Here is a 14,886-nt window from a genome sequence, read left to right as displayed (position 1 = left end):
ACTTGTAAATCTATAATTACTTGTTGATAACCTTACGGCCACGGTAGTAACCATCTGCAGTCACGTGGTGACGCAGGTGAGTTTCACCGGTAGTTTTGTCTACAGAAACTAGGGTAGCAGTCAGTGCATCATGTGAACGACGCATACCGCGTTTTGAACGAGTTGGTTTATTCTGTTGTACGGCCATTGACCTTACTCCTTAAGTACTTTTCTTTAAACTGGCTAATACGGCAAATGGGTTTGGTTTTTCCGCCTCAGGCGGTAGTTCACCAAAAACCATATCCGCTTCGGACACTTCACAGTGTTCAGAATCATGAACCGGAACCACTGGTAAGGAAAGAATTATTTCATCTTCTATCATTCCCAGCAAATCTATTTCACCAAATTCATCAATTTGAATTGGCTCATAGCCTTCCGGTAATGCTTCGGCCTTTTCGTCACTGACGACAGGACTAAAACAATACGATACGTAAACATGATGCTTGAAATCTTTTCTGCAACGCTGGCATTGTAGGGTGACATCCACATCAGAATGCCCCTCTATGACCGTCAGACGCTGATTATCAATTTTAAATGATAATTCGCTCTCAACATCGCTGTCTACACTGACTACTGATTCAGCAATACGTGTTACTTGCTCAGGTGTGTAACTCCCGACATAGTCGAGGTTTTTTTGAGCTGCACGCTGCGCATCGATAGTCAGGGGTAATTTTACCTTTTGCATAAGGCGCGCATATTAACTTTGTAATGAGCTATAGTCAAAGAAAAAGGCGGGCAAAACTCGCCTTTTCACCAAAAAATCGCCTGTTAAGCGTCAGATAGTTTAAAATGAGTTAACCCTTTTGGCTATGAGTTTCGAGAAAAAATATGAAATCGATTATTTTGGCATCAACCTCTCCCTATCGGCAGCAATTGTTAAAAAAGCTGGGATTACCCTTTTTAGCCGTAGCGCCGAATGTAGACGAAACCCCAGTGTTAAATGAATCCGCTGAGGCATTGGTCACTCGCTTAGCGCATGCTAAAGCACATGCCATCAGTGAACAGCATAAACAACATCTCATCATCGGCTCAGACCAAGTCTGTGTGATTGATGGTGAAATTGCAGGCAAACCATACAATTATGACAATGCCTTTAAACAACTGAAAAGAGCCTCAGGAAAACAAGTCACATTTTATACCGGTCTATGTTTATTAGATTCAACGACGGGAAACTACCATGTGCAGTGTGAACCCTTTAATGTCTATTTTCGTTCTTTAAGTGATAAAGAAATCGAGACTTACTTGCGCAAAGAAGAGCCTTACCAATGCGCCGGAAGTTTTAAGTCGGAAGGGTTAGGGATTGCCTTATTTGATAGGCTTGAAGGGCGTGATCCTAATACATTGATTGGGTTGCCTCTGATCCTGCTATTAGAGATGCTACGCCATCATGGCTACAATCCATTAGATAATTAACAACGCAATAAGTTACCGGCAAATTTGTCTGCCGGTAACTTAATATGCTTAGTTTTTACGTGAACGTAAAACCTTTAAGCATTGATTAAGCTCTTTATCAAGCGGCGCTTGTAACCGCATTTCCTCCCCCGTTTTAGGGTGAGTAAACTTTAATGCACTGGCATGCAAGAACAATCTTTTTAGGCCTGTATCCGCTAATTGGCTATCAAATTGTTTATCGCCATAGCGGTTATCAAACGCAATCGGATGCCCTGCATGTAATGTATGTACACGAATTTGGTGAGTACGCCCCGTTACTGGGCTTGCTTTAACCAAAGTGGCATTATCAAAACGTTCCTCAACCTTAAAGCGCGTCTCTGACGGTTTACCTTCAGGGCTAACACGAACAACACGTTCACCACTTTGTAAGATATTTTTTAATAACGGAGCTTGGATCACTTTGGTATGCGATTGCCAATGCCCGCGCACTAATGCGAGGTAATCTTTTTGCATCTGTTTAAGGCGCAACTGTTCGTGTAACGCTCTTAATGCTGAACGTTTTTTAGCCACCAGCAAAATCCCAGATGTGTCGCGATCCAAACGGTGCACCAACTCTAAAAAGCGTGCTTCTGGGCGAAGCGCTCTTAACCCTTCAATCACCCCAAAACTTAAGCCACTGCCGCCATGAACTGCGGTGCCTGATGGTTTATTAATGACCAGTATTGCGTCGTCTTCATAGAGAATGCAATCAGCTAACGCAGAAACTTTATCCAGTTTTGCCGAAACAGGGGCTTCTTCACGCTCAGCGACTCTTACCGGTGGTACACGGACTTGATCACCTGCAATAAGTTTATACTCAGGTTTAATACGCCCCTTATTAACCCTCACCTCACCCTTGCGAATGATGCGATAGATCATACTCTTAGGAACACCTTTTAATTTTGCGAGCAGGAAATTATCAATACGTTGTCCGGCTTCGTCATCGCTAATATCGATAAACTGAACTTGATTTTGTGTTTTCATTCAAAAATGTGTTAACTCTGATTGATTAAATTACGACCTTATATGCGGGATATATCATACCGACTCCACAAATTTTTTTATCATTTTTTTTATTTGGTCAAAGAATAGCTCGTTAGTCATATTTCTAAATAAAATTTTCATATAACGCATGTATCGACTTGCTATAATGTCATTGGCAGTGGGATAATATGTAACTGCCATAATGTTTGATAAAACGATAATTGGCATGAAATACAGATTTGCTATTTGATTGAGTAAAAGCGCGGCAATGGCGTAAGACGCTTCGCAAAATCAAATAATTAGCGAGCAACGAATATTAGCTTTTTGGGTTAGGAACTTCCGTTAACAAAATTATGACGGCTTCCTGATTAAGAACGCTGAATTTTTAATCTAAAAATCAGGTTCACCGAATACTGCGCGTCTCTATACGGACGACTGCCGGGAGGCAGGCGGCTTTGTAAAAATCACGAGGCCATCGGTTTACAATAGCTCCCTTTTTCGCTGCTCTTTATTGAAAGTAAAAAATAATGAGTAAGTAACAATATGAAAAGAATGCTAATAAACGCGACTCAACAGGAAGAGTTGCGTGTTGCCCTTGTTGACGGGCAACGACTCTATGATCTGGATATCGAAAGTCCAGGTCATGAACAAAAAAAAGCGAATATTTACAAAGGAAAAATAACTCGCATCGAACCAAGTCTTGAAGCTGCTTTTGTTGATTATGGTGCTGAAAGACACGGTTTCCTCCCTATCAAAGAGATCGCTCGCGAATACTTCCCAAGCAATTACCACTCTCAAGGCCGCCCCAATATCAAAGATGTCCTTAAGGAAGGCCAAGAAGTTATCGTTCAGGTTGATAAAGAAGAGCGTGGCAATAAAGGTGCCGCACTCACCACGTTTATCAGCTTAGCGGGAAGTTATTTAGTACTGATGCCAAATAACCCGCGTGCGGGTGGTATTTCTCGCCGTATTGAAGGTGAAGATCGTACAGAATTAAAAGAAGCGCTCTCCTCCCTTGAGATCCCGGATGGGATGGGGTTGATTGTTCGCACCGCGGGCGTGGGTAAATCCGCAGAATCTTTACAACAAGATTTGCTCTACCGCTTACGCCACTGGGAAGCTATCAAAAAAGCGGCTGAAAACCGCCCTGCTCCGTTCTTAATACACCAAGAAAGTAACGTCATTGTTCGTGCGTTCCGTGACTATTTACGCCCAGATATCGGCGAAATCCTTATCGATAACCCGAAAGTGGTCGAAATGGCACGTAACCATATTGAAGCGATTGGCCGTGGTGATTTTGCCAGCAAAATCAAATATTATAGCGGTGATGTTCCGCTATTTAGCCATTATCAAATCGAATCACAAATTGAATCTGCCTTCCAACGTGAAGTACGCCTTCCATCTGGTGGTGCATTAGTGATTGATACCACCGAGGCGTTAACGGCTATCGATATCAACTCTTCACGCTCAACACGCGGCGGAGACATTGAAGAGACCGCATTTAATACAAACCTTGAAGCGGCCGATGAGATCGCACGTCAATTACGTCTGCGTGACCTTGGTGGCTTAATTGTTATCGACTTTATCGATATGACGCCAGTCAGGCATCAACGTGAAGTTGAAAACCGCCTACGTGAGGCCGTGCGTCAAGACCGTGCACGTATTCAAATCGCCCGTATCTCGCGTTTCGGTTTATTAGAGATGTCGCGCCAGCGTTTAAGCCCATCATTAGGTGAATCTAGCCACCATGTGTGCCCTCGTTGTTCGGGTACAGGAACCATCCGTGATAATGAATCATTGTCTCTTTCTGTTTTGCGTCTTATTGAAGAAGAAGCATTAAAAGAGAATACACATGAAGTTCATGCTATCGTTCCGGTACAAATTGCTTCCTATCTACTTAACGAAAAGCGTAAAGCAGTCAGCGAAATCGAAACGCGTCAACGCAATGTTCGCGTGGTCATTGTGCCAAACGACCAAATGCAAACGCCTCATTTTCACGTGATCCGTATTCGTAAAGGTGAAGAAGTAAATACGCTGAGCTATAACTTAGCTCACTACCATGAAACGGAAACCTTAAACAGTACGGAAGATCCAGCGGCTGAACGTAAAGCCCCTGAGCAACCAGCTATCTCTGCTTTCGCGTTACAAGAGCCTGTAGAACAGCCTGTTACTGTTAAGTCTAAAGAGAACAAAGCGCGCACTGAAACACCAAAACAAGGGGTTAAAGTGGATGCCCAGCCGAGCTTTTTTAGCAAGGTAGCTGAATTCTTCAAAAAACTCTTTGCTGGTGAAGAAGAAAAAGTTGCTGAAAAACCTGCTGAGAAAAGTCGCCAAAATAGCGGTAACGACAAGCGCCGTAACAATGAACGCCGCAATAATCGTCGTAATAATCGCCGTGATCGTGATGAAAACAGTGACAACCGCGAAAATCGCGATAATCGTTCTAACCGTAATGCGCAATCTGACGAAGCTAACAATCGTAAAGGCCGCAATAATAAGAACGCTAATCAGCAAGATGAGCAAAACGTTGATAGCAATAGCCGTGAAGCGCAGCAACAGCAGCGCCGCGAACAACGTGCTGAACGCCGTCGCCGTCAAGATGAAAAACGTCAACAACAAGCAGCTAAGGCACAACAAGAGGCAGTTCAAGGTGCTGATAATACACCTGTAGAGAAAGAAGAGCCTCAAGCGCGCCCTGTTACGCCTCGTCGTCAACGTCGTCAATTGACACAAAAAATTCGTATCACTGATAACGTTGAAGCCGTAGCGCAAGAAGATGAAGTGGTTAAAGTTGCAACTGCCGTTGAAAATGATGCTATGCCTATCGCAGCACTCCCTGCTCCGACTCATGTTGATGAGCAAGTGGCTGAGGTAAATAGCTCAGAACAACAAGATGTTCAAGTTGCTAACCAAGAAGATAAGCAAGATACCATCATTCCACGTCGCTCACGTCGTTCACCACGTCACCTACGTGTCAGTGGTCAGCGTCGTCGTCGTTACCGTGATGAGCGTCATCTGACAAAATCACCAATGCCTCTGTTCGCTGCCGTAGCCTCACCTGAGTTAGCATCAGGTAAGGTGTTTATCAGCTATCCTGTTGTTCAACCACAACAAGAAACCATCGCTATCATGACCAATGAAGAGATGCTTGAGCAACAAGGTATTGTTAGTGTAGAGGCCGTTGAAACCACCGATATCACATCTTCTCAAGTCATCGAGCAGGCTAATGAAACGGTTGAAACTGTCGCTATCGAACCAGTAGAAACCGTCACTGAAACCAACGTTAATCTTGTGGCTGAATCCGCAGATGAGCATGCAGTTTCTCTTGAACCTGCCATTGCCCCACAAGCTGAACCGGCTGTCGTTCATACAGAGCAAGCTCTAGAAGACACTCAACCAGAGCCTGTTGTTGAAACGGCACCAACCGTTGAACCTAAAGCACCGGTCGCGGTCATTGAAGACGTTGTAATTGAGCAACCTAAAGTGGAGCCTACAGCAGAGATAGCCGAACAAGATGATCAGCCGCAAACCAGCACAGATGCAGTTGAAGAGCCTAAGGCTGAAGCTGTTGAAGTGCCTTATGTAGCGAAATCAACGGTTATTGTTGCAAGTAAGGCAGCACGTCATGCTTACTCACCAATGACCAAAGCACCAGCGCCTGAAGTGGTCGAATCAACATTCGAAATCAAGGTTTACCAGCGTGAAGCCTCAACCTTTGTCAGTAAAGGTGCCGGTGGGCATGTAGCAACCAATTATGCGACATCACAAATGGCAAAACCGGCTCATTTTGAATAGTATTCTTTAAATACGTCAAACAGCCCTGCAACTCGCAGGGCTTTTTTATATCTATCTCTCTGCACTGAATAGCTCTCCCACTTATTTGACAGAGCAATAAATCAAAACCTATTATTGATAATAAAAATTAAAACCATCATTATTTCTATTTACTGATTGTTAATTGAAAGGAAAATATGATGGCTCATTGGGTAATTTTTGGTGCAACAAAAGGAATAGGCCTCGCATTAGCCAACATTGGCATTCAACAAGGCCACCAAGTCACAGCCTTAGTGCGTCAACAAACGGATGCTGAGCGGCTAACGGCTGAAGGCATACATGCCTTTATTGGCGATGCCACCGCCCCGTCTTCTTTAGAGGCGATTTTTGCACACATGACACCTGATACCGTCATATTCACCACTATTGGCGGCGGGCAAGCCGATTTTGTTGGTAATTACCATATTATCCGCCAAGCAGAGCAGCATCAGATACATCGTTTATTATTTGTCACTTCAATTGGTTGTGGCGACAGTTGGTCAACCTTATCACCAAGAGCAAAAGCCCTTTTTGGGCAATCTGTACGCCAAAAATCAATGGCAGAGTCCTATTTACAGACTAGCGAAATAAATTACACCATTTTAAGACCTGGGGGCTTAATGAATAGCGCGGCAACGGGTAACGCAACTTTATTAACAGGGGAAGCCCATGGTGTCGTTAGCCGAGAGGATGTCGCGAGAATATTAGCGAAGCTCGCTGAAGATAAAAGTAGCTATAGGCAGGTTTACGCTGTTATTGACCCAGATTTAAAACCACACTGGGGTTGATGCGATGACATTGAGCCGAGCTAACCTCGGCTCTAGTCTTCAATTATTTCACGTCTTTTTTATTGAGTTCGCCCATCTCTTTTAATTTATTCGAGATCTCACGACGCTCTTTGGACAGCTCCGCATTTTTAATGATGTAATCATCAACACGGTCGTCATAATCGCTACGCATATTCGCGATAATTGCTTGAATTTCCTCGATGGTCATACCCGGTTTAATATAGTCGCTTAAGTTATCAAGCAATAAAACACGTTTTTGGTTATCACGAATTTTCTTTTCATTGTCGGTAATTTCACGACGAATTTTATTTTTACGACGATACATACGCACAAATTCCAAAACATTATGGAAAGATTGTTTGTTAGCGTTGTCCATGTTTAAAAACCCTCTGTTAGAAAAACAAAACGCATTCACTCGTTACACAATACCTTCTAACAGCACCGTGTTACAACCCTATTTCATCTATTCATTGATATAAAAACAAATAAAAAGGCATTTTTGCTCAATCGACTCCACTCACGAGCTGAATTGTTTCAGTTATACCTTTTGTACCTCGTCCTTAACGCCTATTTCCTGAGCAACTCTGGAAGTTTGTTTGGCAAGCGCTATTTTATCGCTGCGTAAACAGAAAGCAGATAAAATTGTGGTGATCACGACAAAGCCCCCCATTACCAGATAAGTATCAGCAAAACCGATTTTATCGTAACCCCAGCCCGCCAACGGCGATAAAATACTCCCCACAATCGAGGTAATACAGCTAAAACCCACTAAGTACAGTGTCGATGATAAACGCTTATCAAAATGGCGACTGTTATATTTAAAAATTGCAATCAGCAATATTGGCAGCTCTACAGCATGAAGTAATTTCATAATAGAGATCATGACAGGTCCTTCGACTAAACCTGAGCCAATAATCCGCAATGCCATCACACTACTCGCAAACAATAACCCTTTTTTGGCTCCTATGCGGTTAACAATATATGGAGCTAAAAACATACCTCCTGCTTCTAAGAAAACCTGCAATGAATTCAGATAACCATACATTTCATTACCTGTTTTCTCATCTTGGAATTGGTGTGCGAAATAGACCATAAATTGCTGATCATAAACACTGTATATGCATGTGCCCAACACAAATAAAATCAGCGCCCAAAAACGAGGAAGTGTGAACAATTGCAAGGCGTCATCAAGGGTTATGCCGGAAGGTTTTCCATGCTCTAGGCTATTAAATGCGTTTGGTTTTGCCGTTTTTAGTTTTAATAAAATAACGAGAAAAATCGCACCGGAGAGGGTCGCCATGATAAAATTGTAATTAGGGTCAACGTTAATATTGCGACCAGCAAAAAATGTCGCAATCGCCCAACCTAATGAGCCCCACATCCTCGCTTTGCCATATTCAAAATCACGCAAGCGACTGACGCGTTCCGTATACGACTCAAGTACCCCAATTCCGGCATGGAAAGTCATACCGATAAAAAGACCACCGATTAAGCTTCCTACCACCACATTCCATTGCAATAAATAGCCAAACACCATAAAAAATGGGCCAGATGATATCAAGAGTATCGCAATAAACAGTAATAAGTTCTTTCGTAGACCTAGCTTATCCTGTAAAAAGCCATAAAGAGGTTGCGCGCAAAGCGCCACTATGGAAATACATGAAAAAATGATCCCCGTTTCAGTGCCTTCTAAACCAACATATTTTCTAAGCCAAATAGCAACAATTGAAAATGTTGACGACCAAGTAAAAAAGAAAAAAAACAGCAACGCACTCAATGACACGTAGTACTTTCTCGATTCATTATTCATTGTTATTCGCCTGCAAATTCCCCTAAATGCCAAAAATGTTAAGGTTAACATTTTTTCTAAACCAGTAAATCGCACTCAAATTGTGATGTTAAGCACATTTGTTAACGTTAACATCACTGATTTATGAAGCAAATCACTCTTCAGTGTCGGTATGGAGCCGTTGTTTTAGCAATATCAACTTGCGGGTTGATCTTCTGATCAACGAAAGAAAGGTCACGTAATGAAATGATAAATGTTGCTGTCACTAGCCCTCAAACGAGGGCTCGTATTATCTAAACTTGGCTATTTAGAAAGGTCACTGCATCATCAAGAATGCTTTTTCGCGCTGGGTTGTTTTCTTCTTTTGCGTCCTTTTTCAACTTATCAATAATACTTTGTTTAGACACGTCGCTATTACCCAATAGCTCTAGTGTCACATGACCTATTTCAGATAAAATTAAACGTGTTCTTTCATCATATGTATTCATATTCACATCCTCTTTTTTGTTAGTCGCATTTAAAAGAGTAGATCAAAACATCCTTTATTAGGCAAATTTTTACGCTGATTTACCTGTTTTTTCAAGAAAAAAGAGCATCTTACATCAAATGATTGATATAAATATCAATTAGATAGCAGTTTGTTCCTATTACATATTTAAATTGCAACACCAACCATTTAAGGGCCTCTGTTCAGGTTTTCACATCTATCAGGTATGATAGTCGCTACTATTTGTGAGAAGTTACCGCCTATTCTCTGGAGCAATTTTTGTGTTTATTAGCCTAAATTATTTGCCCCTTATCAGTAACCATCACAAAACCTCATCATCACAAAAATAGCAGCAAAGGCTTACGGAGAATAACGTTGCAAGAGACTAAAAAGCAGCCTACCTTTTTTATTCATGACTATGAAACCTTTGGTAAACACCCCGCACTTGATCGCCCCGCACAATTTGCAGGTGTTAGAACCGATCTCGATTTTAATATTATTGATGAGCCAGAAGTCTTTTATTGCGCACCAACAGACGACTATTTGCCCCAACCAGAAGCGGTGATGATCACCGGTATTACACCACAGCTCGCCTTAGCCCAAGGGGTCAATGAGGCTGAATTCGCTAAACGGATCCACCAGCAATTTAGCCAACCGAATACCTGTATTATGGGTTACAACAATATTCGTTTTGATGATGAAGTGACTCGAAATATTTTTTATCGTAATTTTTATGACCCCTACGCTTATAGCTGGCAGCAAGGTAATTCGCGTTGGGATTTATTAGATACTGTGAGAGCGTGTTTTGCGCTACGCCCTGAAGGGATTATTTGGCCTGAAAATGATGAAGGCTTACCTAGTATGCGCCTTGAACATCTAACAAAAGCGAATGGTATCGCCCATGAAAATGCTCATGATGCGATGTCCGATGTACTCGCCACCATAAATATGGCGAAGCTGCTCAAAGCCGCTCAACCTAGAATGTTCAACTACTTCTACCAGCTAAGAAATAAAAATAAAGTTAGCCAATTAATCGACATTGTCGATATGACACCGTTGGTGCATGTTTCTGGCATGTTTGGCGCTCTACGCTCCTATATTAGCCTTGTTGCACCATTAGCATGGCACCCAGACAACCGTAATGCGGTTATTATGTGTGATTTAGCGGCGGATATTTCACCCCTGGTTAATTTGCCCGTTGAGACTTTGCGTGAGCGCTTATATACCCCTAAAACGGAATTAGATGGCGAATTACCGGTTCCGATTAAATTAGTACACATTAATAAATGCCCTATTCTTGCGCCTGAGAAAACATTGCGTATAGAAGATGCTGAACGCACGGGGGTTGACCGCGATCTCTGCCTACGCAATTTGGAAATCTTACGTAAGCCCCCCGATATTCGTCATAAAGTGATTGAAATTTTTGCCCAAGCGCAACCATTTGAAGAGCCGAATGATGTTGATGCTCAAATTTACAGTGGCTTTTTCAGTAGCTCTGACCGCTCGACGATGGATATTATTAGAGAAACACCGGAAAAAAACCTGCCTGCGTTAGACCTCACTTTTGAAGACCCACGTATGAAAGAGCTATTTTTCCGTTATAAAGCACGTAATTACCCCTCAACCTTATCCTATGATGAGCAGCAACGCTGGTTGCAGCACCGCCGTGACTACTTTACTGAAAGCCGTTTAATGGAATATATGCAATCTATTGAGTCGTTAATGATTGAACATCAAAACGATGTTGAACGCTGTAAGCAGCTCAAAGCACTGGTCAATTACGCGGCTGAATTAGCCAGCTAATATGGGTTGGGCAGGGTTTCCTGCCCAAAAACAACGCTTGCACTGATTAGTGATCGTGGTGGCAACCACAATCCCCTTCCCAATTTTTACGTTTCGTTGTTTTGCCTAAACCGGGGTTCATGGTGTTAGTCGGATCGGCTTTTTTATAGAAAGATTTTAGCTGTGGCTGAGCTTTATATAAGTGGCCTACGTTATGCTCTGCGGGGTATTGTGCACCTCGTTCATCTAACAGCGCTAACATTTTCTCTTTCAATTCTTTTGGATCGACGCCTTTTTTCAATACATAATCTTGGTGCATCACATGACACATAAAATGCCCACAATACAGTTTATGAACTAACAATTTTTCAATTTCTGGCGGCAATTTTTCAAACCAATCACGATCATTTCGACGTAAAGCGATATCCAGCGGCAATACATCCTCAACATCTTTATTGTGTACCGCATGGTAACGAACCGCCGATCCCGCTGCGGCAAAGCGGTGTAAAAATGCTTTTGCCCCTTCCTCTGGTGTACACTCAAAATACCCCCCATCCGCCGTTGCAAAGAAGGATTTCAGCCAAACTTTCGCCTCATCAATACCTTCACCCGCCATTTTTAACATCAGATGATGCTCATACTTATCACGAAATTGCTTCATACGTGGAGGTAAATGTGCAGGCCATAATTTACTGAGTAGCTGCATAGTGCGGTCAACAAGGTTTGACGGTAACAACGGTACTTTATTTAATACGGCATCAATACGGCCTTTGATAGTAAAAAATAGTGGCATTTTGTCAGTGCCAAATTTATCTATCATTAAAAAGGTATCTTTTCCGTATACTTCAGCGATATCAAAACAACCGCGGTGCATATACTCACCTGCTACTGGTAAGTTTTTAAATTCACTAAGAATATGACGGCGAATGTCTTCCAGAACATCCGGATTGTTTGTGCCAATATAAAACACTTGTGTTGAGGTATCGGCAGGGAAAGTATCAAGGCGGACAGCAAATACGGCTAATTTACCCGCACAACCAGATGCTTCAAACAAGCGGCGCTCATCTGCGTTAAAGCGTGATGGTGTATCCGCATTCACATCACGAACTCGCTGAGCATATTCATGGTCTGACGCCAGCTTTTCACTGTGTTCAACATCTTCTGTTCGATAACGTCGATTTTGCAAGTTCGTTAAAATTTCTTCAGGTGTATCCCCTAAGTTAATCCCTAGGTGGTTTACTAACTCCACTTTTCCATCTTCATTTACTCGCCCATATAAGGCTAGCTCCGTATAAGCCGGGCCTCGGCGCACTAGGGAGCCACCTGAACTATTACAGATCCCGCCAACCACTGACGCCCCGATGCAAGAGGAGCCAATGAGGGAATGCGGTTCACGACCTAATGGTTTTAGTAATTTCTCGAGGTCATAAAGCGTACTGCCTGGCATAGCAACAACTTGATTAAATTCAGGTAATACTTGAATTTGATTTAATTTTAATGTGCTAATAATAACGATATCACGATCATAATCATAACCGCTTGGCGTCGAACCTTCTGTCAGCCCTGTGTTCGCGGCTTGCATAATCACTATTTTATCCGCCTCGACACAGGCTTTAAAAACATACCATTGTTCTAATAACGTGGTGGGGAAGACGACCGCAATAGCATTACCGATACCTGAGCGAAACCCTTTGCGGTAACGTTCTGTTTTATGGGGTTTAGTCAGGATATTTTTTTTACCAACAATATTGGTGAGTGTCAGTAATAATCGTTGATTTTCAGGGCTGTTTACTGCATTCATTTCTGCGCCTTCCTGTCAGGGTAATTATCAATAAACTGTTCAATTAATTGTAATGTCATAATCATTTAACAACCATATCACATTATAAAGCGTTTTAGATTGAGATATCGGTGCAGTGTCACAATTAGCTGATTGGAAGGTTAAAACAAATAATAGACTAACAGCCTGAATAATAGGCAAAAAAAACAGCACTCTGAGGTGCTGTTTTTATTCAATCGACTAAATTAATAATCGCTCATTTGAGGCATTGGACGACGGAACATACGCGTCAATATCGCCATATAGACCAGACCGACAGCCGTCCAAATTAAGCCATATACCATTGAATCCTCTTCGATATTTAACCATAGTACACAAACGGTCAGCGTACCAATGACAGGCAAAATCAAATAGTTAAGGATATTCTTAATCCCATGTATACGGCGTTCACGAATGAAGAACTGGCTAATAACTGAAATGTTAACGAACGTAAACGCAATCAGTGCACCAAAGTTAATTAATGCTGTTGCAAAGTCCATCTCAAACCAAATAGCGCCAAGTGCTAACACACCGACCATTAATACGTTATAAGACGGAGTACGCCATCTTGGACTTACGTGGCCAAAGATTTTTTCTGGGAACACCCCATCACGCCCCATCACATACATCAAGCGAGCACTACCTGCATGTGCAGCCATACCTGAAGCTAATACGGTAACACATGAGAAAACCAAAATAATGGACTGGAAGAATGCCCCAGCAACAAATCTCATAATGTCAGGTTGTGTTTCATTGATGTTTTTAAAGCGCGAAACATCTGGGAAAAATTGTTGTAAGAAGAATGACACGGTAATGAAAATAATCCCACCGATAAGTGCTGTCAGGAAAATAGCACGCGGGATCACTTTACCTGCATTTGGTGTCTCTTCTGACAGAGAGCTTAACCCATCAAAACCTAAGAATGAAAAGCAGAGTATTGTCGCTCCGGCTATCAGGGGGATCAATTCCGTGTGCTCATCAGCAAATGGTCGGAAGGTCCAAACTTCACCCGTTCCTTCGCCATTCGATACACCATGAATCACAATCAAGGTAAATACAACCATGACCCCTATTTGAATAATGGCAATCACGGTACTTAGATTAGCGATGACGTTGATACCGCGTAAGTTAGCGGCAGTCATCAGAATAACTAGCCCCACAACAAAAATAGCAGGCTCAACCGTTGGGAAGATATCTTGTAAATAAATCTTCGCTAATAATATGTTGATCATTGGCATAAAGATGTAAGACAGCAGCGAGGTCCATCCTACAAGGAAGCCAATATGTGGGCTCATTGATTTTTGAGCGTAGGTATACGCCGAGCCAGCAGATGGAAAACGTTTTACCAATTTGCCGTAGCTCAGAGCAGTAAATAGTATCGCAGCAAGTGCAATAATATAGGAAGTCGGGACGTGACCACCGGTTTTATCCGATACCATACCAAAAGTATCGAAAATCGTCATTGGCTGAATATAAGCAAGACCAATCATCACCACTTGTAACAGGGTGAGCGTTTTTGCCAGCTCTACGCGGTTGTTTGCACCAGTTTGGTTGCTACCGATGGATAATGGTACTGAATTATTTGGCATGATAAAGCCCTCCCATAACTTTCGATTGAGTACTATTTGACCTACTTAATCGACAGTTACTGGGAAGACTTTGCATCTGCCTATAGGCAGAGAAGAAAGATGAAAGGTTAAATGGTGAAGTTGCGAAGCAGCCGATTGCTCCGTAATCATCGATGCGGCAGCCACGGCCACCAGGCCCTGCTGCGAATGCGAAAAAGTAAGCCATGCAAGCATTCCTCAAATCGGTAGCATAAAATATTTGCTACACGTAAAAATATAATTTATCTATCCGGCCTATTATCCGGCCCCATAAAATTAAACGAACTTAAAAAGCAAAAAAAAACCGATACCGGAAATTGAGGTATCAGTCATTTTTTTAGTTCGCG

The 14,886-nt window shown here is 42.3% G+C and carries 12 protein-coding genes; 4 read left to right on the top strand and 8 right to left on the bottom strand.

Features of this window, described 5'->3' with window-relative positions; translation table 11 throughout:
* Window positions 1-16: 16 nt before the first annotated feature.
* A complete protein-coding gene (gene rpmF, locus PSF11_RS05080) occupies window positions 17-187 on the bottom strand; it encodes a 50S ribosomal protein L32 (RefSeq protein ID WP_004920835.1) in 171 nt (56 codons plus the stop codon).
* Window positions 188-199: 12 nt separating this feature from the next.
* Entirely contained in the window at window positions 200-724 is a 525-nt protein-coding gene (gene yceD / locus PSF11_RS05075; protein ID WP_004920836.1) for a 23S rRNA accumulation protein YceD, read from the bottom strand.
* A 143-nt stretch (window positions 725-867) separates the two neighbouring features.
* Here yceD and PSF11_RS05070 point away from each other — a divergent pair, with 143 nt between their 5' ends.
* Window positions 868-1,452: a Maf family protein gene (locus PSF11_RS05070; RefSeq protein WP_004920837.1), complete on the top strand. Its 585-nt coding sequence runs from the start codon at window positions 868-870 to the stop codon at window positions 1,450-1,452.
* Between the two features lie 48 nt (window positions 1,453-1,500).
* On the opposite strand, the gene rluC is transcribed toward PSF11_RS05070, so the two are convergent.
* Complete coding sequence (rluC, locus tag PSF11_RS05065) at window positions 1,501-2,454, bottom strand: 23S rRNA pseudouridine(955/2504/2580) synthase RluC (protein WP_004920838.1); 954 nt, start codon at window positions 2,452-2,454, stop codon at window positions 1,501-1,503.
* Window positions 2,455-2,997: 543 nt separating this feature from the next.
* On the opposite strand from rluC, the gene rne reads away from it, so the two are divergent.
* Together rne and PSF11_RS05055 are read left to right on the top strand one after the other, a co-directional pair.
* Window positions 2,998-6,249, top strand: coding sequence for a ribonuclease E (rne, locus tag PSF11_RS05060; protein WP_072502365.1), 3,252 nt, complete (start codon window positions 2,998-3,000; stop codon window positions 6,247-6,249).
* Window positions 6,250-6,428: 179 nt separating this feature from the next.
* On the top strand, window positions 6,429-7,055 hold the full coding sequence (locus PSF11_RS05055) for an SDR family oxidoreductase (RefSeq protein ID WP_272682746.1): 627 nt from the start codon (window positions 6,429-6,431) through the stop codon (window positions 7,053-7,055).
* Window positions 7,056-7,098: 43 nt separating this feature from the next.
* Here the strand turns inward: PSF11_RS05055 and tmaR are convergent, their stop codons facing one another.
* From tmaR to PSF11_RS05040, 3 genes are all read right to left on the bottom strand, one after another.
* Window positions 7,099-7,431 carry a PTS system regulator TmaR gene (gene tmaR, locus PSF11_RS05050; protein WP_004920843.1) on the bottom strand — a complete coding sequence of 111 codons (333 nt, stop codon included), beginning with the start codon at window positions 7,429-7,431 and terminating at the stop codon, window positions 7,099-7,101.
* Between the two features lie 162 nt (window positions 7,432-7,593).
* A complete protein-coding gene (locus PSF11_RS05045; RefSeq protein WP_004920844.1) occupies window positions 7,594-8,865 on the bottom strand; it encodes an MFS transporter in 1,272 nt (423 codons plus the stop codon).
* Between the two features lie 272 nt (window positions 8,866-9,137).
* A complete protein-coding gene (locus PSF11_RS05040) occupies window positions 9,138-9,332 on the bottom strand; it encodes a hypothetical protein (RefSeq protein WP_004920847.1) in 195 nt (64 codons plus the stop codon).
* 374 nt (window positions 9,333-9,706) lie between these two features.
* Between PSF11_RS05040 and sbcB the strand changes: the two genes are divergently transcribed.
* Window positions 9,707-11,134, top strand: coding sequence for an exodeoxyribonuclease I (sbcB, locus tag PSF11_RS05035; protein ID WP_272682745.1), 1,428 nt, complete (start codon window positions 9,707-9,709; stop codon window positions 11,132-11,134).
* Between the two features lie 46 nt (window positions 11,135-11,180).
* Here the strand turns inward: sbcB and dld are convergent, their stop codons facing one another.
* Together dld and PSF11_RS05025 are read right to left on the bottom strand one after the other, a co-directional pair.
* A complete protein-coding gene (gene dld, locus PSF11_RS05030) occupies window positions 11,181-12,914 on the bottom strand; it encodes a D-lactate dehydrogenase (protein WP_004920852.1) in 1,734 nt (577 codons plus the stop codon).
* Between the two features lie 224 nt (window positions 12,915-13,138).
* Entirely contained in the window at window positions 13,139-14,521 is a 1,383-nt protein-coding gene (locus PSF11_RS05025) for an APC family permease (RefSeq protein ID WP_004920857.1), read from the bottom strand.
* Window positions 14,522-14,886: the final 365 nt, after the last annotated feature.

The organism is Providencia sp. PROV119 (assembly GCF_028482435.1).
Taxonomy (GTDB): domain Bacteria; phylum Pseudomonadota; class Gammaproteobacteria; order Enterobacterales; family Enterobacteriaceae; genus Providencia; species Providencia stuartii.
This window is presented reverse-complemented; position numbering and strand designations above follow the sequence as displayed.

Excerpts from the sequence above, each read along its gene's own strand:
- rpmF (WP_004920835.1), bottom strand. The coding sequence starts at position 187 with ATGGCCGTACAACAGAATAAACCAACTCGTTCAAAACGCGGTATGCGT.
- yceD (WP_004920836.1), bottom strand. The coding sequence starts at position 724 with ATGCAAAAGGTAAAATTACCCCTGACTATCGATGCGCAGCGTGCAGCT.
- PSF11_RS05070 (WP_004920837.1), top strand. The coding sequence starts at position 868 with ATGAAATCGATTATTTTGGCATCAACCTCTCCCTATCGGCAGCAATTG.
- rluC (WP_004920838.1), bottom strand. The coding sequence starts at position 2,454 with ATGAAAACACAAAATCAAGTTCAGTTTATCGATATTAGCGATGACGAA.
- rne (WP_072502365.1), top strand. The coding sequence starts at position 2,998 with ATGAAAAGAATGCTAATAAACGCGACTCAACAGGAAGAGTTGCGTGTT.
- PSF11_RS05055 (WP_272682746.1), top strand. The coding sequence starts at position 6,429 with ATGGCTCATTGGGTAATTTTTGGTGCAACAAAAGGAATAGGCCTCGCA.
- tmaR (WP_004920843.1), bottom strand. The coding sequence starts at position 7,431 with ATGGACAACGCTAACAAACAATCTTTCCATAATGTTTTGGAATTTGTG.
- PSF11_RS05045 (WP_004920844.1), bottom strand. The coding sequence starts at position 8,865 with ATGAATAATGAATCGAGAAAGTACTACGTGTCATTGAGTGCGTTGCTG.
- PSF11_RS05040 (WP_004920847.1), bottom strand. The coding sequence starts at position 9,332 with ATGAATACATATGATGAAAGAACACGTTTAATTTTATCTGAAATAGGT.
- dld (WP_004920852.1), bottom strand. The coding sequence starts at position 12,914 with ATGAATGCAGTAAACAGCCCTGAAAATCAACGATTATTACTGACACTC.
- PSF11_RS05025 (WP_004920857.1), bottom strand. The coding sequence starts at position 14,521 with ATGCCAAATAATTCAGTACCATTATCCATCGGTAGCAACCAAACTGGT.